General features: G+C 42.6%; 17 protein-coding genes and 2 pseudogenes. 11 read left to right on the forward strand and 8 right to left on the reverse strand.

Features of this window, described 5'->3' with window-relative positions:
- Positions 1-104 (reverse strand): annotated as a pseudogene (locus A7325_RS13775) (IS982 family transposase); the annotation flags it as partial.
- Between the two features lie 378 nt (positions 105-482).
- On the opposite strand from A7325_RS13775, the gene dinB reads away from it, so the two are divergent.
- The 9 genes from dinB (at position 483) to infA (ending at position 9,271) form a co-directional block, all read left to right on the forward strand.
- Positions 483-1,568 (forward strand): DNA polymerase IV, encoded by a 1,086-nt coding sequence (gene dinB / locus A7325_RS09745; protein ID WP_068407635.1) that lies wholly within the window; start codon positions 483-485, stop codon positions 1,566-1,568.
- 174 nt (positions 1,569-1,742) lie between these two features.
- Complete coding sequence (gene queA, locus A7325_RS09750; protein WP_197488898.1) at positions 1,743-3,005, forward strand: tRNA preQ1(34) S-adenosylmethionine ribosyltransferase-isomerase QueA; 1,263 nt, start codon at positions 1,743-1,745, stop codon at positions 3,003-3,005.
- Positions 3,006-3,253: 248 nt separating this feature from the next.
- On the forward strand, positions 3,254-3,703 hold the full coding sequence (locus A7325_RS14045; RefSeq protein ID WP_227514989.1) for a FimV family protein: 450 nt from the start codon (positions 3,254-3,256) through the stop codon (positions 3,701-3,703).
- A complete protein-coding gene (locus A7325_RS09755; RefSeq protein WP_227514990.1) occupies positions 3,655-5,043 on the forward strand; it encodes a FimV family protein in 1,389 nt (462 codons plus the stop codon). Before A7325_RS14045 ends, A7325_RS09755 begins: the two co-directional genes overlap by 49 nt.
- Before the next feature lie 57 nt (positions 5,044-5,100).
- A complete protein-coding gene (locus tag A7325_RS14050) occupies positions 5,101-5,598 on the forward strand; it encodes a hypothetical protein (protein WP_227514991.1) in 498 nt (165 codons plus the stop codon).
- Complete coding sequence (locus A7325_RS09760) at positions 5,558-6,748, forward strand: FimV/HubP family polar landmark protein (protein ID WP_227514992.1); 1,191 nt, start codon at positions 5,558-5,560, stop codon at positions 6,746-6,748. Before A7325_RS14050 ends, A7325_RS09760 begins: the two co-directional genes overlap by 41 nt.
- A gap of 163 nt (positions 6,749-6,911) precedes the next feature.
- Positions 6,912-7,997: an asparaginase gene (locus tag A7325_RS09765; protein WP_068407638.1), complete on the forward strand. Its 1,086-nt coding sequence runs from the start codon at positions 6,912-6,914 to the stop codon at positions 7,995-7,997.
- A 37-nt stretch (positions 7,998-8,034) separates the two neighbouring features.
- Positions 8,035-8,907 (forward strand): tRNA pseudouridine(38-40) synthase TruA, encoded by an 873-nt coding sequence (gene truA, locus A7325_RS09770; RefSeq protein WP_227514993.1) that lies wholly within the window; start codon positions 8,035-8,037, stop codon positions 8,905-8,907.
- 142 nt (positions 8,908-9,049) lie between these two features.
- Positions 9,050-9,271, forward strand: a complete 222-nt coding sequence (gene infA / locus A7325_RS09775) for a translation initiation factor IF-1 (protein WP_021814850.1) — start codon at positions 9,050-9,052, stop codon at positions 9,269-9,271.
- 230 nt (positions 9,272-9,501) lie between these two features.
- Here infA and A7325_RS09780 read toward each other — a convergent pair whose 3' ends face one another.
- The 6 genes from A7325_RS09780 to leuC form a co-directional block, all read right to left on the reverse strand.
- Positions 9,502-10,605, reverse strand: coding sequence for a L,D-transpeptidase family protein (locus tag A7325_RS09780; protein WP_068407641.1), 1,104 nt, complete (start codon positions 10,603-10,605; stop codon positions 9,502-9,504).
- 422 nt (positions 10,606-11,027) lie between these two features.
- Entirely contained in the window at positions 11,028-12,131 is a 1,104-nt protein-coding gene (gene leuB, locus A7325_RS09785) for a 3-isopropylmalate dehydrogenase (RefSeq protein WP_068407644.1), read from the reverse strand.
- Between the two features lie 171 nt (positions 12,132-12,302).
- Positions 12,303-13,061, reverse strand: coding sequence for a hypothetical protein (locus A7325_RS09790; RefSeq protein WP_068407647.1), 759 nt, complete (start codon positions 13,059-13,061; stop codon positions 12,303-12,305).
- Between the two features lie 157 nt (positions 13,062-13,218).
- Positions 13,219-13,869 carry a 3-isopropylmalate dehydratase small subunit gene (gene leuD / locus A7325_RS09795; protein ID WP_068407649.1) on the reverse strand — a complete coding sequence of 217 codons (651 nt, stop codon included), beginning with the start codon at positions 13,867-13,869 and terminating at the stop codon, positions 13,219-13,221.
- 47 nt (positions 13,870-13,916) lie between these two features.
- Positions 13,917-14,381, reverse strand: a complete 465-nt coding sequence (locus A7325_RS09800) for a hypothetical protein (protein WP_068407652.1) — start codon at positions 14,379-14,381, stop codon at positions 13,917-13,919.
- Between the two features lie 25 nt (positions 14,382-14,406).
- Positions 14,407-15,825 carry a 3-isopropylmalate dehydratase large subunit gene (gene leuC, locus A7325_RS09805; protein WP_068407655.1) on the reverse strand — a complete coding sequence of 473 codons (1,419 nt, stop codon included), beginning with the start codon at positions 15,823-15,825 and terminating at the stop codon, positions 14,407-14,409.
- A gap of 380 nt (positions 15,826-16,205) precedes the next feature.
- On the opposite strand from leuC, the gene A7325_RS09810 reads away from it, so the two are divergent.
- A complete protein-coding gene (locus tag A7325_RS09810) occupies positions 16,206-17,078 on the forward strand; it encodes a LysR family transcriptional regulator (protein WP_068407658.1) in 873 nt (290 codons plus the stop codon).
- Between the two features lie 547 nt (positions 17,079-17,625).
- A complete protein-coding gene (putP, locus tag A7325_RS09815; RefSeq protein WP_068407662.1) occupies positions 17,626-19,125 on the forward strand; it encodes a sodium/proline symporter PutP in 1,500 nt (499 codons plus the stop codon).
- Positions 19,126-19,207: 82 nt separating this feature from the next.
- Here the strand turns inward: putP and A7325_RS13520 are convergent.
- A pseudogene (locus tag A7325_RS13520) lies at positions 19,208-19,360 on the reverse strand (surface lipoprotein assembly modifier); the annotation flags it as partial.
- Positions 19,361-19,581: the final 221 nt, after the last annotated feature.

The raw sequence follows: 19,581 nt of genomic DNA on the forward strand, positions 1-19,581 counted from the left end.
AGCTTTGGCGCGTAACCTGCACTTCGCAAGGGTTTGGTGACGACTATTTTGTAATATTGCTCTACCATTAAATAGATATTGATGATAAATTCGTCTATGGGCATCTCACAACTCCATTGTATTCTTGGTCGAAAACAATAGATTAGTGAGGTGCTCTTCTTTTTTCAATCACTTTCTAAGTTGAGAGTGGGGTTATTTTATTAAAAAAATACAGCGTAGGTCGTTAAATTAGTCAACAACTTCCGATTTCTTCTAGAAACTCTAGTGTATAACTTTAGTAGCAGAACTGTAACATAAAAAAGCAATATTCCCGACAGACGGTAGGTATTTAAGGACGAGCGGTATAAATTTATACTTTTCTACAAGATGCGCTTTATTCAAGGATAAGTAAAATAATGAGCCCAAAATCAAGCTCAGTCTTTTATAATTTCTATTAGCAATAGAGGCTAAAACTCATAATAAAATCAGGTAAAATAGTGGTTATGACCGCTCTTATTCAACCTACCCCTCGTAAAATTATTCATATCGATATGGATGCTTTTTATGCCAGTGTGGAACAACGCGACTTTCCTGAACTGCGCGGCAAGCCGTTAGTCGTTGGTGGGGATCCAAATGGTCGCGGCGTGGTTGCGGCGGCAAGCTATGAGGTGCGTCAGTTTGGTGTACGCTCCGCCATGTCGTGTTATGAGGCGCGTAAACGTTGCCCAGATGTCATATTTGTGCAGCCGCGTTTTGATGTCTACCGCGCGGTCAGTCAAGATATTCGCCGCATTATGCATAGTTTAACCCCGCAGGTTGAACCATTATCGTTAGATGAAGCCTATCTTGATGTGACAGGATTAAGCGTACATCAAGGCTCAGCCACGCTAATGGCAAATTGGCTGCGGGCACAGATTTTAGTGCAGACGGGGCTTAATGCCTCTGCAGGCGTTTCGTTTAATAAAATGCTCGCCAAGATTGCCTCTGATATTAACAAACCTAATGGTACGGCAGTTATCACGCCAGCGGATGCCGACGCCTTTATTAGCGCGTTGCCCATTGAGCGCTTTCATGGCATTGGTAAAGCGACTGCTCGGCGCTTGCATGCGATGGGTATCAGTAATGGCGCTGACCTGCGACGCACGCCCGCTGCGCTATTGGTCAATGAGTTTGGCAAGCGTGGTCAGTTTTATCACGACATCGCTCATGGCCGTGACGAACGCCCCGTTAAATCGCAGCGTATGCACAAGTCGGTTGGCTCTGAGACGACTTTTAGGGATAATTTGAGTCATGATGATGAGCTACGCAGACAAATCTATGAGCAAAATACCGATGCCTTTAATCAGTTACGCAAAAAACAGCTCATCGCCTATACCATTACCCTTAAAATAAAATACGCTGACTTTACCCAAGTTACGCGCTCACATACCTTGTCTACCGCTTTTGATAGCGCCGAATCTGCCCATTACTGGCTTGATAAGCTGTTTTTAGATATTCCGCGCTTACTGCCTATCAGGCTTGTCGGGGTGACGTTTTCTTCATTGATGCCTGCTACTCAAATTTTGCCACAGTTAGATCTGTTTGAATAATGGCACTTTACTTGCAGAGATAAAGATAAATTTTAAGTATTTAATAATTACTGCTTAGGCTATTTAATTTATTTTCAGCTTTAATATGAACGGTAGCAGCTGAGGAAAACGTTCTTTCATATCTGCATTTCTGCTACAATTACGTCAAAATCTCCATCTACTGAAAGACTGACTATGACTGATTCTCAACCTGTAAACTTAGATACGACTTGCACCGATACTGCTGAAAAAAATCTTGACAAGAGCAGCGTTAAAAACACTAATAAGATGCTAGATAAAAATGCTGAAACTTTAGAATATCTAAGTGTTGATGATTATGATTATGAACTGCCTGACAGCTTAATTGCCCGTTATCCTTTAGCGCAGCGTTCGGCGTCAAAATTACTATATTTAGCCACCAATCAGCAAAAAAATAGTGACAGCCAGATTATAGACAAACAATTCTTTGAGCTAGCCGATCTGCTAAATGCGGGCGATTTAATTGTCTTTAATGACACCAAAGTCATGAAAGCGCGCTTGTTTGGGCAAAAAGATACGGGCGGTAAGATCGAAGTGCTGATTGAGCGTTTGGTTAACATTTCAAATTTAGATAGCACAGTCTTACAGCTAGAAACGACAGATGGCAAGAGCATTAACCAAGAGCATATTACCCTTTGTCATGTTAAAGCCAGTAAAGCACCTAAGCTTGGGCAACGGCTAGAAATTGCAGATGGTCATATGCAGGCTGTGGTCATAGGTCGTCAAGAAAACTTATTTATCTTAGCTTTTGAAGCGCCGATTTTGCCAGATTTAGAGCGTTATGGTGAGCTGCCTATTCCGCCCTACTTTGAGCGCCACGCCGATGCGACCGACAATACCCGTTATCAGACGGTTTTTCATGACCCAGCCAAACTTGCCAGCGTTGCTGCACCGACGGCCAGCTTACATTTTGATGAACTCGTCCTAAATAAGCTGGCTGCTAAAGGTATCCATACTGCTTTTGTTACCTTGCATGTAGGAGCTGGTACGTTTGCGCCAGTCAAAACCGACAACTTACTCAATCACACCATGCATAGCGAATACGCTCATCTGCCTCAAGTTACCGCCGACCTCATCAACCAAACCCATGCTAATGGCAAACAGGTGATTGCAATAGGCACGACAGTGACCCGCGTCCTTGAGACCGCTTATCAAAAAACAACGATCAATGGACAAGCGCTTTCTAGCTGGGCGGGTGATACTGATATTTTTATTTATCCTGGGTTTAGATTTGGTGTGATAGATAAACTGCTTACGAATTTTCATTTGCCAAAGTCTACGTTGCTCATGTTAGTGTCTGCATTTGCAGGTAAAGCCGCGATTGAACGAGCTTACCAACATGCCATTAATAACCAATATCGATTTTTTAGCTACGGCGACGCCATGTTACTTGATAGAAAAATAAAAGCGCAAGCGTAAACATTAAGCAAACAATAAATATATTGTTTATAACGACGGTGAAATAAACTGGTAAACTAAACGCTATTTTGTTATAACAACATAGAGTGAGTGAAAAGCAATATCGATACAACACGCACTGCTGATATCAATTTTTCTTGCTTGCTGTGCCTGCGCAGACAGAGGCTACAAAAAATTGATATCAGCAATACCGTAGCGTTTTTAGAATATCTTCACTATAGTTGATACTTATTTTTAAAGGGCTGCACATGTCTTGTCATTTATCTCATCGCTTGACTACGATACATCGCTCAGTATCAATGGCGCTGCTTTATTCAGTCAGTTATGCCGCACTTATATCTAACGCCCAAGCGGCTACCATGGGTAAGACTGTCATTACCTCAGCTCAGCATGAACCTTTATCAGCCAGTATTGTTGTTACTGACATTCAAACCCCTGATTTCTCCGCGAGTTTAGCTGACCCTACCCTTTATCAACAAATGGGTTTGACTCCTACTGATTCAATGACGGTTCGTTTTCAGCCTACTTCAGCTACCAGTGGACGCGTTCTTATCACGACTACAAAACCTGTTTCTAAGCCTTTTGCTGATGTGGTTTTAGCCATTAATGATGGGGGGGGCAGCGTAGCGTTATCCCTAAGACATTGCTTATGCCACTTGATGGCAGTTTGCCCATCAATCCTTCAAAAAATAGTGTGACAGCAGCAAATAAACTTAATCTACCGACTGTCTCTCCCACTAGCGCGCAACCGTTAACAGTGAGAAAAGGCAATCCGCTTCCATTATTACCTGTCTCTAAAACTCCACCCACTCAATTGCTGGCTTCAAAGCCAGTAGCTATAGAAACCTCTGCCCCTAGCATTCAACTACCGAGCAGCCAAGCCTCGGCATCTCAAGTTAGTAATATTCAGGCGCCTACAGCAACCAGTTTATCGCCAGTCAGAACGATGACACAAAATAACGCAACGACTTCTCCTGTCAATCGTTTGAATAATAATACCGATATAAATAAAGCCCATATAAATAAAAATGCAACTATGCAGACAAACACTACGCCAAACCCAACTGGTGCTTTAGACAAAAATAAAACTGCGCCAATGAGTGAGCAAATCTTTGATATTCTAAATGTAAAAATTACTCGTCAAATACAGCTTAAGAATAATAAAAACAACGATATTAGTAATAATGCCGTCATGGTCACTGCATCTACTACAGTAGCGCCTTATAGCAATAGAATAACTGCTCAAAGCAATGCTGACAATAACACTATTATGAACGCGCCTTTAAACAGGGCACCGTCTAGCGAAGTTTCTTATAGTAATGCTTCCACAAACCAAATCGCATCAAAACCTAATATCCTGACAACTGAGCCTTCTATAAAAACGGGCTTTTTAGGCTTAGTAAATACCGCAGCGAATAATGATAATAACTCCAAGATTACCTATACGGTACAACGCAACGATAACTTATGGGTTATTGCCCAGCAAATCGCAGAAAAAAACAATCTTGACGTTCAAACCGTGATGAGTGAGATTCAAGCACAAAATCCGAAAGCTTTTATTAATAAAAACGCCGATCAACTAAAAGCTAATGCCGAGTTAAGTCTGCCTAATTATGACGTGATGCCAACACAGAAGAAGTTGCAAGAAGCCATTAGTACTCAAAAGCAGTATCCTAGCCAAGCAAATACACCTACTACCAAAAAATCTGCTGCGCTAAAACCTGCCCCTAAAGCAGCAAATGAGAAACCCGTAACCAAAAAAACGCAGATATTACCAGCCGCCCAGTTTTCCGTGCTCGCTCCTGGTTATGAGGGTAGCGCCGGTGGCACTAAAACTAAAAAAGGCGTGGCAGCGGGCAATGGGCTTAGTACAGATGTGTTAGATATTCTTAAGTCATCAAGACAAAGTACCGCAGACCAAGCGCAGCGTTTATCAAAGACCAACAATACGCTTGGCAGCTATACTAAAAAACTGCAATTACAAAACCAAAAACTGGCGGAGCTACAAGCTCGTCTCGAAAAATTACGCAATCAATAATTGCCTAGCCGATCAGTGTCGTATGCTGAAACCATGATCGTAGGTATAGGAGTAACTATGGACAATATGCTATATATTATCGCTGGATTGGTATGTATTGTACTAATAGCAGTCTTAGTCATGCGTAAAAACAAAGCGCAAAAACCACCAGCACAGTCAAGCATAAAAGCAGACAGAACAGCGACTTTACCAAAACATACCGCTATCAAAGGTGCCGCTACTCAAGCTAATGTCAATAGTGATAAGCGATTTGATCATATTGAGATAGCACAGCGTTTTATGGAGCAACAGCGCTATGATAAAGCCATTGAAACTCTCAATCGTGGTCTCGCTGAAAAACCAAATGATAGCCAGTTAACTCTTAAACTACTAGCAGTATACGCAACGATAGATGAGTCTGATAACTTTAGCAGAGTCTATGATTCTATTAAAATGTATGGTGATGCCCAAAGTATCGCTCAGGCTGATGACTTAAAAGCATTGCTGACTGAAGAACAAAATCAAGCAGCCGAACGTGCGTTGCCAGCTGATAACAATCAAAGACGCTGGCTTTGAAAGTATCGATTTTGATTTACCAGCGAACAAAATCGAGAATAACGAGCCAACCATTGATCCCAGTATTAACGAACAAGCAGCTAATCGTCAAGAATATAAAAACGATTTAACCGCTAGATCAGATAGTACATTAGAAACTTCTAATGATTTTGATAATAATACGCAAGATTTTGCCCTCAGTTTAGATGACTTAGAACAAGATATTGATGAGCCAGCTGCTACTAGTGCCGCACCTGTCATTGAGCTAGATATTGCCGATGAGGAAAGCTTATCAACATCGACGGTCAGCGGCGCAAATGACAACAATAGCGATAGTGAGCTGGATTTTGACTTCGACTTAGCAGAACAGGATAATACTGCGTCGGAAACTAATACTTCTTTGTCTAAAAATGATTTAAACAACGCTGATGATGAAATAACATTAAATGATGAAGATTTTGTCTTAGACTTAGCAGACTTAGAGCTTGATACAAGCGAAGCTAATGTGAATCTTAATAATGAGTCTATGACAGACGTCAGCTCATTAGAAGATGATTTTGCTTTATCTCTTGATATTTTAGATGATAATAACGACACACCAGTTGAAGTACAATCATCATCAGATGAAAATTCTGCTGTTATTGATGATAGCTTGAATGATTTTGATGAATTTGACAACTTTGTTCTTGAAGACCACCCATCAGAGAATAACCGTGTTTTGGAAAGCAATGGCATCGACGAGATTAGTTTCGAAGATGTGGATACGACAGACAATCAAACAAATGAGACAATAGCTTCTAGTAACGCGCCAACTACTGACAGGTTCGATGACAATACTTTAATCGATGATGATTTTGACTTCGACTCTTTAGCAAGCGCTCCAACAGCGACGACGCCTGTTGACGTTGCAAGCGAAATTGAAAACAATGTTCCAAGTGAATTTACTGCTGATACTGAAGTTGAAGCCACAGAGGACTTTTCATCACGTTTTGCTGCGGACTTTGATTTTGTTAAAACCTTAGATAGCAATCAAGTTACCTTAGACTTAGCCAGTCAGTATGTACAACTGGGTGAATATGATAGCGCCAAACGTTTACTGACTGAGGTCATTAACCAAGGTAATAGCGAGCAGCAGAGCCAAGCGCAAGCACTACTAGATCGCACGGCATAAAAAGTAGCATTTTCTTCTATCAGCAAGTATTCTATGAGCATAAGAATACTTGCTGATTTTTTTTGCAGTTAGCTTTTCTACTATTTAACGTGCTAAATTACTCGTATTATCATTACTTTCTCTACCATTCCTTGATTGTGGCCATACTATGCCCTCTTCCGCTATGACAAAAACACTCTTCACACCTACTAAACTCATTTATGCTGGCGGCACTTTTGGCAGTTATGGACGTCCATTAGCGCCATTATCAGCAGATATTTTTTTGCCAACGCTGCAACAATTATTGGCTGAACACAGTGCAGCTACGCACCTAGCGCCCGTATCTTGGTTAAATAACGGTCTGATTAAGGACAGCAGCCAACTGACCCCTCACGATTTTATTCATTTTTATCGGCTGTTATTATCGGCTTATGCACAAGGCCATAAACGCTTTGTTTTAATTACTGGTACAGATACCTTGAGTTATTTAGGGGCTTTTTTGGCTGAGGCTTTTGCTGGCAGCGATATTTGCGTTGTCGTTACGGGTAGCATGCGCCCCTTACTCGATAGTGAAGTGCTGGATGCTTATACGATTGATACCCATAGCGACGCTTGGGACAACCTCACTGACGCATTAAAACTAGCGGCAGCTGGTGAGTCAGGCGTGAAGATTAGCTTTGGCGGCGAATCATGGCCTGCACAAACCGTGCAAAAAATTCATAGCCATGACTTTATGGCGTTTACCGGTCACTCACGAGCGGCATATCCGGCCAATAGTTATATCAAAAACTTACCAGATACCCGCCGCCAGCATTGGCTAGATGATCAGCAAGCACTGGTCAGCACTATCGAAGCTAGGGCGGAGCAAGCACGCGTTCACGCTTTATATTGTTTGCCAAATGATACGGACGTTTTAAACAATCAGTTGCGTGCCTTATTATCACAGCCGCCTTGTGGCATTATTTTATTAGGTTTTGGCTCTGGTAATGTACCTTACTCGCCAGCTTTAGCAGAAACATTGCAACTGGCTTATGAAAAAGGTCACATGCTGATATGTGCCAGTCAATGCCCGTTTGGCGGCGTTAGTGACACTTATGCGGCGGGCAGTTGGCAATACGATTATCACGTGATTGCCGGCGGCCGCTTAACCATTCCCGCAATTTATGCGCGCTTGCTATGGCTATTAGTGCGTTATGATACCCCGGCCAGACGGCGTCAGCGTTGGTTAAATAATGTCAATCAGGCCGGTACTACTATCAAAAAACGCTAAATAACTATTCACTGTTTATCACTCTATAAGCTTTAACATGACAATACCTGAGACCGAAAATATCAAAAATGACAACATTAAAGCTGAAACCGCAACTGAAGACCGAGCAACTTATACCTTAGCCATTGCCATCGAGTTTTTAGGTACAAATTATCATGGTTGGCAACGACAACGAGAAGTGCTTGGCGTCCAAGAAGCGTTAGAAACCGCTATCAGCAAGGTCGCCAATGAGCCAGTAGAAGTGGTGGCAGCGGGGCGTACGGATTCAAGCGTCCATGCCAGCAATATGATTGCGCATTTTGTCACTCATGCTTATCGCCCTACCTATAACTGGCTACGCGGCATCAATAGCATATTACCCGATGATATTGCTCTGCGCTGGATTCAACCGATGCCCGCTGACTTTCATGCGCGCTTTGGCGCTATTGCCCGCCGTTATCGCTATATCACTCTTAATCAAGCCCAGCGCCCTGCTATTTTAAATCATCAAGTGACTCACATTTATGAGCCGCTAGATTTAGCGGCGATGCAATTAGCGGCGGCTGATATTGCCGGTACTCATGATTTTAGTAGCTATCGTGCAGCCGCTTGTCAATCTAATCAGCCTGTGCGTCATGTCAGTCACGCCAGACTATTTGCGCATGGGCAGTTTATCGTTTTTGATATTCAAGCGGATGGGTTTTTACATCATATGGTGCGCAATCTGATGGGCACCCTCTACGCTATCGGCCGACATGAGTTGCCGCCAGCCGCCTTTTTAGATATTTTAGCCAAAAAAGACCGTAGCATTGCTCCGCCGACCGCTTCTGGTGACGGCCTGTATTTTATCAATGCCTACTATCCTGAACGCTTTCAACAGTTATTGCCACACGCGCCTTTGACGCCTGTTTGGCTTAACCTGCCTGATTAAATAATGAGCGAACATCGTTAATACAAACAGACATACATATCACTTACAAGCTGTCAAGTAAAAATCAGGTTCTGTATTGCTTTAATCCGCTAACTTGCGTATAATATGGTCTTATTTTTAATTGATTGATAGATAAAAAATTATGGCAAAAGACGATATTATTGAATTTGAAGGCGAAGTCATCGACACCCTTCCAAATACGTTATTTAAAGTTCGCCTAGAAAACGGACACGAAATCATTGCGCACATTTCAGGTAAGATGCGTAAACACTATATCCGCATTTTAACTGGTGATAAAGTTAAGGTTGAGATGACGCCTTACGACCTATCAAAAGGTCGCATTACTTACCGTGGTAAAAACTAAATTTTTATTACCTAAAGTGGTTATAACTGCATTGATGTAAATGCTTGAGTGGTTTAACTGATAATAATAATGATATTGCTAACCTACTCATTATTACCTAGCGAATTTTAGTGTTCTAATATCAGTTTTTTGCTTTTACCATAAAAAATACCGCTATTGTAGCGGTATTTTTTTGTCTTCATTTTAAGGAGTAGGCTTCAAAGTCTAATTATTCTATACATAACAACTTCTTATTTAAACTCGACCGTGGCACCATCTTGAATCACACCTAACAGAGCTAAAGCATCCCAGTTGGTCAGGCGGATACAGCCAGCTGATGCTTGACGGCTAATACGCGCAGGATCTGGCGAGCCATGAATACCATAAGAAGGCTTACTCAGCCCTATCCATACCAGACCGACCGGATTGTTTGGGCCTGGCGGAATGATAGACTTACTGCCATCGTCTCCCGTGTAGGTGTAATTAGGCTCATGTACTTTTACTTCTACCGTATGCGTACCGGTTGGTGATGGCGTTGCAGTACTACCTACCGTGGTCGGATAACTGGCAATTAAGTTATTTTTATCGTCATAAGCATATAACGTTTTGGTTGCTTTATCAGCAACGACACGGCTCACAGGCTTGGTATTAGGATTTCCCGGGTTATAAACAGTAATGGTTTCGCCGGCGCTAAATTTAGCATTAGGATTGAGCGCTTTAAGATATTTTTCGCTCATATGGAACTTTTCTGCTAAGCCTTCCGTCACGCTTTCATAATACATGCCATCGAGCTTGGCTTTGGCTTCTGCGCCAGCCGGAATGGTGGTGGTTTTGATATTAACGTCATCTTCGCTCAGCTGATAACGAACCAATACTGGCTGCGTCGTTAGCTTGTCATTTTTAGTCAATGCTTGCCAAGTCTCGTTATTTAAATTATCAGTTACCGTCAAGCCATTGGCTTTTTGAAACGCTTGCATGGCTTTCACTGTATTTTTACCCCAATAGCCATCGACAGAGCCTACGCCATTTTGGTTCCAGTTTAATAGAGCTTGCAGCTTGGTAGTAGTATCACGATCTCTCTTCATTCCTTGTTTCCAAGTAGCACTATTTACCTTTTGCGCCTGCACTGGCAGATTTTCAGTTGTATATTTAATCGTTGGTAAGTACTTATTTAACGACGTCGCTGCTTTACTATTACTGGTAACTTTTTGACTGACGCCGTTGGTTACTGGGCTAACATCTTTAATATTGTCAGTTTTAGTATGGTCAGTGGCAGCAAAGCTTGGACTCATCACTAAAGCCGCCGATAAACCCAGTGCTGCTAATGCGCTAGTAATTTTCGTTACTTGATACATGTAAAACTCCTAGAATTTTTATTGGTATTGTTCTTATTAGAATTTAATGAAAAATTGCCTATCAAGACCCTTTGTTTATAAATATTTTATTTAGAGCTTAATGGTTTTTAAATTATTATGATGTCAGACAAAAATAGTGCAGATAAACAATCTCTACTTTAATAGGCTAATGAGCTATTTATAGTGACAGATCGGCGTGTGAGGATATAACAGCTTTATGTTAATTAAACCTATATCCTGCGGTAGCTATGTTAAAAAAAGGCTTTTTTTGCGACTATCTGGGTAAGTCTGTTACGGTGCATAAATGAGCCATATGGACATAAAAAAACCCATAACTTGCTTAGCAAATTATGGGTATATCATTCTTAAGCTTTAAAACGAGTAGGATGTAGAAATATCAGCTTCTATTAAAGCGGTATTCATTAGGTCAATTTTGCCAAAACCGCCTGCCCCATCTCTTTACAGCCTACTTGTTTAAGCCCCGTCTCACTACGATCGAGAATATCAATGGTACGTAAGCCATCGTCAAGCACTTCACTGACCGCTTGCTCAATTGCTTGTGCCGCGGTTTCTTGTTTAAAGGTATAACGCAACATCATCGCCACCGATAAAATAGTCGCCAATGGGTTGGCTTTATCTTGACCGGCGATATCAGGCGCTGAACCATGGCAAGGCTCATACATACCTTTACCTGCCTCATCAAGGCTCGCCGATGGCAGCATGCCGATAGAGCCGGTCAGCATGGCTGCTTCATCAGATAAAATATCACCAAACATGTTGCCCGTGACCATGACATCAAACTGCTTAGGGTCTTTGATCAGCTGCATACAAGCATTATCTGCATACATATGCGATAACGCTACATCGCTATAATCGGCTTGCTGCATCTCAATCATCGTCTGCTTCCACAGCTCGGTGACTTCTAAGACATTGGCTTTATCGATTGAGCAAACCTTGGCGGGCGTACCGGCTGCTTGTGCGCGGGTTTTTGCCAACTCAAAAGCAACTTTACCGATACGCTGAATTTCACTGGTGCTATAAACCATGGTGTTATAACCTTGCTGCTCGCCATTTTCTAGGGTACGAATACCGCGCGGCTCACCAAAATAAATACCGCCAGTCAATTCACGAACGATTAACAAGTCCAAACCTGAGATAATTTCAGGCTTGATGCTTGAAGCATTAGCAAGCTGCGGATAAAGTTTTGCCACACGCAGATTGGCAAACAAACCAAGCTCGCTACGAATTTTCAGCAGACCACGTTCAGGGCGCTTGCTACGTTCGATACCATCCCACTTAGGACCGCCGACCGCACCCAATAACACGGCATCCGCTGCACGCGCCCGTTGGAGCGTTTCTTCTGGTAACGGTTCACCCGTTGCATCAACCGCCACACCGCCGATCAATCCAGATTCTAGGGTCAAACCTAAAGCGAACTTATCATTGACAGCATTTAGCACATCAATGGCTTGAGTCATGATTTCAGGGCCGATGCCATCGCCTGCTAATGTTAAAATCGTTGCCATACTAATCCTTGTGGGTAAATGGGGAAGTAAGTTGTTGTTTATGGTATTGCTACTTATCGTATTGCTAGCAGGCTTATATAGCCTGTTAAAAAACGACTTCTTGGGCAATGAGCTGCGCAAGAAGTCAGGGTCTATCGTCGATAGTTAGTACCGTTTTCTATTCAATTTTATCTAGCCTGCTTTGGTTTTCACTTTATTTTTCGCTGCTGATGGCGTTTGAGCAGGCGCAGCCTTAACCACACGCGTTTCTACAAACTCTCCTTGGTGCTCAGCCCCCATCTCTTTACAAAAACGGCGCTTTACGCTGTTGCCTTGATAAAGATCGACACACAATGGCTCTGGAGAAGCCGTTTCTAACAAGCTACCTGAATTTGCGCCAGATTTTTTTTGGTAAGCACGCAGCTGATACGTACCTTCTTCCATGAAGTCGTGAATCATCGCAAAACGCTCAACATAGCCCAAATTATTTTCTGGATAAAAATTAATCTGCACTTCGCGCTTCGCAGGTGTGACTCGCGTATAATAATTGGTAAGCCCAGGCATAGCAGACGCTGATAAGGGGACAATTTTAATGGCGTTTTTATGGCTCAGCGGCGTCATATCCATCGCAATGGGCGCGGAGACCTGCTTATTGCCCGCACGACTTTTGCCATTTGCCTCTTGTGTCTTGACTAGCATAGTGGGATTGATCGGCTCATGAGTCTCACTGCTTATAATGCGTGTCTGATCAATGCGCGCTATTTCACAATGATACGTTCCCACGCAGGCGATATTTACTTCGCCAGCGATGGGTTTTATTTTGCCTGTCCACGCTTTGGCATTCTCTGCCGAGTCTATCTGCTGATAACCCGTCAACAATTGACAGCCAGATAATAATAAGCTTGCGGCAAGAGCCGTGCCTGTCCATACAGCAAAACGTGTTTTATTCATAATGGCGTCTACTATTTATAAGGAAGAAAATACAATAAGGTAAAAAATAGATTGCCATTCATTTTAGCCACTTAATGCCCATAACTCAACGCTGTATTAGCGCTGAGCTCTTTTTTATGTCGATTAAAATGTTCATATGAAGCGTTTTTATCAAAGACTAAGCTCTGACCTCATTGAATATCCAAGGTGTTTTTTGCATCATCTTATGCTCATATTCTTTGATGGCTTCGCTTTGCTGCAAAGTCAGCCCGATATCGTCAAGACCATTGAGCAAACAATGCTTACGAAACTCATCGACCTCAAAAGCGTACTCTTCTCCGGTTGGGGTGATGACCACTTGGCGCTCAAGATCGGCGGTTAATTCATAGCCTTCATTGGCAAGCGTCGCTTTCATCAAAGTATCGACGATGGCTTCGTCTAAAACGATTGGGAGCATGCCGTTTTTAAAGCAGTTATTATAAAAAATATCGGCAAAGCTTGGTGCAATAATCGTACGAAAGCCATATTCTGAAAGTGCCCAAGGCGCATGCTCACGGCTCGAGCCACAGCCAAAGTTTCTGCGTGCCAGCAAAATGGTAGCGCCTTGATAACGCGGCTGATTTAGGACGAAATCTGGATTAATCACACGAGTGCTACTGTCTTGACCCGGATAGCCTTCGTCAAGATAACGCCAGTCGTCAAATAAATTGACGCCAAAACCGGTACGTTTAATGGATTTTAAAAATTGTTTGACGATAATTTGGTCGGTATCGACGTTTGCGCGATCGAGCGGACAAACGATACCCGTTTGGGTGTTATAAGCTTGCATAAGATTTCCTTAAAATATCGATTACTAACGTAAATTTTTTTGACGGTCTAATGAATCTTAAAAGAGCGTGCCATTTGTTTAACAATACTTGTCATTTTAGTTTTTTCGCTTTCAGGATAGTTCAGATGTAATACTGCTTCCTGACCACCCTTAACTTTAATAACATGATAAAAAACTTGACCGTCTTTTCTATAGCCGCTTACTGTATAGGTTTTATCTTTTAACAGCTCGTAAGTAACTGTCGTGCCTGTTTTATATCTATGCTGCTTCTCTTTTAGATAATCACTATCTGTATAAAAGAAGACAATTGGTGTATTACTCCCAAAGACCAAAATAGTGGCATTAGAGTTGGGTAACTTAAAATGACGACCATCACCATTATCTGCCTCAGGCAACCATGTCAATTGATTTGGCACATCGACACAATAGGCAAATCTTCCGTTACAGTAATCACGAGCCATCGCTAGCTGAGAGCTACCCAATAAGCAAAATAAAACAAACAGCATTTTCATTTTTATGCTCTATAGAAATGCAAAGTTAAAATGTACGCACATCGACGAAATGACCTGCCAATGCTGCTGCTGCTGCCATCGCTGGGCTGACCAAATGCGTACGACCGCCATTGCCCTGACGACCCTCAAAGTTACGGTTAGAGGTTGAGGCACAATGCTCCCCGGGCTCTAGCTTATCGGCATTCATCGCCAAACACATAGAGCAGCCTGGCTCGCGCCATTCAAAACCTGCATCTGTAAATAAGGCATCCAAACCTTCTGCTTCTGCCTGCAATTTCACTTGCCCAGAACCTGCTACCACGATCGCTTCTTTAATATTATCAGCAACCTTACGGCCTTTAATCACTGCTGCGGCATCCCGTAAATCTTCGATACGTGAGTTGGTACATGAACCAATAAAAATACGATCAAGCTGAATATCAGTAATTTTTTGCCCAGCGTCTAAACCCATATAAGTATAAGCGCGTAACCAGCCTTCTTCTTGCGCTTCATCAGCCGCTTGGTCAGGCGTTGGCACCGACTGGGTAATATCCACAACCATCTCAGGTGAAGTGCCCCAAGAAACCTGCGGCGCTATCTCACTACCATCCAACTCAATCACGCTATCAAATACCGCATCATTATCTGAATACAGGGTGCGCCAATAAGCTTCGGCTTGCTCCCACTGCTCCTCGGTTGGCGCATAAGGACGACCTTTGACATAGTCAATCGTCGTATCATCGACCGCCACCATGCCGACGCGTGCACCCGCTTCAATTGCCATGTTACAGACGGTCATACGACCTTCCATGCTCATGTCTTCAAATACTTGCCCTGCAAACTCAATGGCGTACCCTGTGCCGCCAGCCGTGCCAATTTTGGCAATGATAGCAAGTACCACATCTTTTGAGGTCACGCCAGCGCCAAGCTTACCGGTGACTCGGATTTGCATGTTTTTTGATTTCTTTTGAATCAAACACTGGGTGGCTAGTACATGCTCAACTTCTGAGGTGCCAATACCATGCGCTAAGCAGCCAAGGGCGCCATGAGTAGCGGTATGCGAATCACCACAAACCACCGTCATACCAGGCAAGACCAAACCTTGCTCAGGACCGACCACGTGCAAAATACCTTGACGCGCATCATTAATGGTGAATTCAGCAATATCAAACTTGCTACAGTTCTCATCCAAGGTCAGCACTTGCAGACGCGATACTTTGTCTTTAATACCAGACACACCCTCTAAGCGCTCTTTGGTCACTGTTGGCACGTTGTGGTCGGGGCTTGCGATATTAGCCGACAGACGCCATGGCTCTCGGTTGGCAAGCTCTAAACCTTCAAAGGCTTGCGGACTTGTCACTTCGTGCAGCAAATGGCGGTCGATATAAATCAGGCTCGAACCATCGTCACGCTTGCTGACTTCGTGAGCATTCCAAAGTTTGTCATATAACGTTTGACCGGCCATGTTGCTATCCTTTTATTTACTAATGACTAAATGGCTTATTACTTTACTAATGAAGGTATGACTTAATCTATTTGCTGGCGCACTTTAAGTTGCTGTTTACATCTAATATTTAATTAACCAGAGATTTTATAAAGGCAAATATTTTATAATAATGACTATTTATAGTGCTACAAGCTTGGTAAAACAAGCAATACGCTGTCAAAAATGCGCTTAACAGAATAAATATGTCACAATACGTCTTGATGTCTTGTGATTATAGCAGGCTAATCCTATAATAATAATTGATGATTTTTACATAGTCACAAACTTTTATTTCTAATTCATTTTGATTAGGCCAGCCAACTTTTAATTATAGCTCGCTACTAGCTAAGGACATCGGTGTGAATACCACAAATTTGACGACATTCGTCACGGTTATGCAAACAGGCAGCATTTCAGGTGCCGCAGAAAAGCTGTTTATCACTCAGCCTGCGGTCAGTAAACGTATTAAAAACTTAGAAGACGAATTTAACATCACCCTATTTGATACAGTCGGGCGCGGTATTGTTCCAACGCAAGCGGCCAGTGAGATGTTGCCTCATGCCAAACGCTGGCTTGAAGATTATGAAAACTTTAAAATCAATCTCCAGCACTCGCAGCATATTGTCTCGGGCAAACTTGTTATCGGCACCAGCCACCATATTGGCTTGCACCACTTAGCCCCAGTACTCAAGCATTTTATCCAAGCTTATCCTGCCGTGCAGCTAGAAGTGCATTTTGTCGATTCAGAAACCGCTCATAAAGCGGTGCTCGATGGCGATTTGTCACTCGCATTTTTAACCTTGCCACCCGTCTATGATAAACGCTTAACCTATCATACCTTGTGGTCAGATCCGCTTTACTTTATGACCGGTACGTTATCACCTTTGGCGACCAAGTCCAATGTGACGCTCGAGCAATTGGCGCGCTACCCTGCTATCTTACCGTCTGCCAATACCTTTACTAGCCAAATCACCTTAGCGGAATTTGCCAAACACAATCTAAAACCTTATGCCACTATGAGCACCAACCCATTAGAATCTATTCGGATGTTGGTATCTGTGGGACTTGGCTGGTCGGTACTGCCGCAAACCATGATCAGTCAAGATTTAGAACGTATCGATATGGCCGATAATATCGAATTGCAGCGCTATTTGGGCGTGGTCATTAATCCAAAACTCACCCAATCTAGTAGCGTAACGGCTTTACTAGATTTGCTTGCTCCGATTGACTAAACCATCTATTCAATCATTGGCAAGCGATTTTAAATTATTCGCTAATCAAGATATTTATTCGATAAAAAGATATTTATTCGATAAATAGGCGCGTTCGCATTTGTGTGACTCATACGTTATAATACGTCTGACATTGTTTAGATAACATAATTTTACCTTAACCTCACTGATAATCATATATTGAAGACTTCTAGTAATATATGATAGTAAGCAGTAGGTTTGATGGTTTTAAATGATTGGTTATATAAGCGGCTGATATTTATAAACGATGATTTGATGCGAGTGAGAAGATAAGATTGCGATACAAGTTTGCCGTTTGCATTTCATTACGACTTTGTAGGTATCAACCCACAACCACACCAATCATATAAAACTAACAGCAGATTTTGAATAAAAGCCATTATGTCCTACTTAATGGCTTTTTTCGTCTTTAGATTTTTTATCTTGAGATACGTTGAGATAGGGTTTTTTAAGCAGCGTCTTATAAGACTCAATTTTTCTCATTAAAAATAATGACAGCCAACTATGTTGGTTAAGGACAGTTTATATGAACGGAGTTTCTAGTGGTGTGCTGATATCACTTGGCGCCTATTTCTTAGTGATGATTGGGATTGGCGTGTATGCTTATTTTAAGCAAGCCAATGATACTGAAGGCTATATGCTCGGTGGTCGTAGCCTAGGTCCCGCCGTGACCGCTTTATCAGCAGGCGCATCGGATATGTCAGGTTGGTTGCTCCTTGGCCTGCCAGGTGCCATGTATGCTGACGGTGTGGTCAGTGCTTGGATTGCCATCGGTTTGACCTTGGGTGCTTTTTTAAACTACATTATCGTGGCACCGCGTCTTCGCGTTTATACCGAAGTCGCTGACAACGCCATCACTCTACCCGATTACTTTGCCAACCGCTTTGAGGACAAATCGCATTTACTGCGCGTCATTTCAGCCGTGGTAATTATCTTATTCTTTACCGTCTATACCGCCGCAAGTTTGGTCGGTGGCGGTAAGCTCTTTGAAAGCTCGCTCAATCTCTCTTACAGTACAGGTCTGTGGGTGACCGCTGGCGTCGTCGTCGCTTATACGCTATTTGGTGGTTTCCTAGCTGTATCAATGACCGACTTTGTGCAAGGTATTATCATGCTCTTTGCTATGGTAATTGTCCCTATCGTTGCTTTGACTGACCTTGGTGGCGTAAGCGCAACGACCAATGCTATCAGAGCCATCGATCCAAGCATGCTCGATATCACAAGTGGCATGACAGCTTTAGGTATTATCTCCTTACTCGCTTGGGGCCTTGGTTATTTTGGTCAGCCGCATATTATCGTACGCTTTATGGCGATTCGCTCAGTGAAAGATGTACCAACGGCGCGTAATATTGGTATGAGCTGGATGATTATCAGCCTGATCGGTGCTTGTGTTACGGGTATCGCGGGCCGCGCCTACGTACAAAAAACGGCAATGACGCTAGATGACCCTGAAACCATCTTTTTGGTATTCACGCAATTTTTGTTCCACCCACTTGTTTCAGGTTTCTTATTAGCGGCCATTTTAGCCGCAATTATGAGTACCATATCATCACAACTACTCGTGGTATCAAGCTCATTGACCAAAGACGTATATAAGCTTTTCTTCGATAGAGATGCCCCAGAAGCGCGTCAAGTATTGGTCGGCCGTATCTCAGTTATTGTGGTGGCCCTTGTCGCTATTTTGCTGGCGTCTAATCCAGAAAGCTCGGTACTGAACTTAGTTTCTAATGCTTGGGCAGGATTTGGTGCCGCATTCGGGCCTTTGGTTATTTTCAGTCTGACATGGCGCGGTATGAACCGCAATGGCGCTGTCGCCGGTATGGTGATTGGTGCATTGACCGTTATCCTGTGGGTCTATGGCCCGTTCGAGATGAATGGCGTCGCACTAAACAGTTGGTTGTACGCTATCGTTCCAGGCTTTATCTTAAGTACCATCGCTATCTTTGCTGTCAGTATCATGACTGGTGGTCCAAGACCGTCAGTATCTGCGAAGTATAAAGAGATGGAAATGAACTTAGATAAATAAACCATTATTGTTTACGGTTCTATTAATGAAAAGACCTCGCTAATCGTAGCGAGGTCTTTTAGTATCAACGTTTTATATATTATTAAAAAGTTTTGGTTAGTAGTACCGTCGCTGATTTTTCATCACGATCATCATAATAAGCAAAGTTACTAGAGGTGGTCTCATAATCAAATACCAGTCTTGGTGTTAAGCCAAGTACGGTAAAATCGCGTTTCCATACTTGCAGACCTAATGAGGTGGTTTTATTTTATCTTACTTCCCTCGTTACATTAATGATCTGTGAAGTTAACATAATTTCTTCTCTCTTAACAAACCATAAAAAAGCGACTCTTGTGGGTAATGCCAGTCAGTTAAGGCAAAAACTCAATAAAAGTAATAAAATAGCCCATCTAATAAGTAGATGGGCTATTTTACTATGAGACTACAAGACGCTATTAATGAGACGCATAAAAGGAT

This window comes from Psychrobacter sp. SHUES1 (assembly GCF_001652315.1).
GTDB lineage: Bacteria > Pseudomonadota > Gammaproteobacteria > Pseudomonadales > Moraxellaceae > Psychrobacter > Psychrobacter faecalis.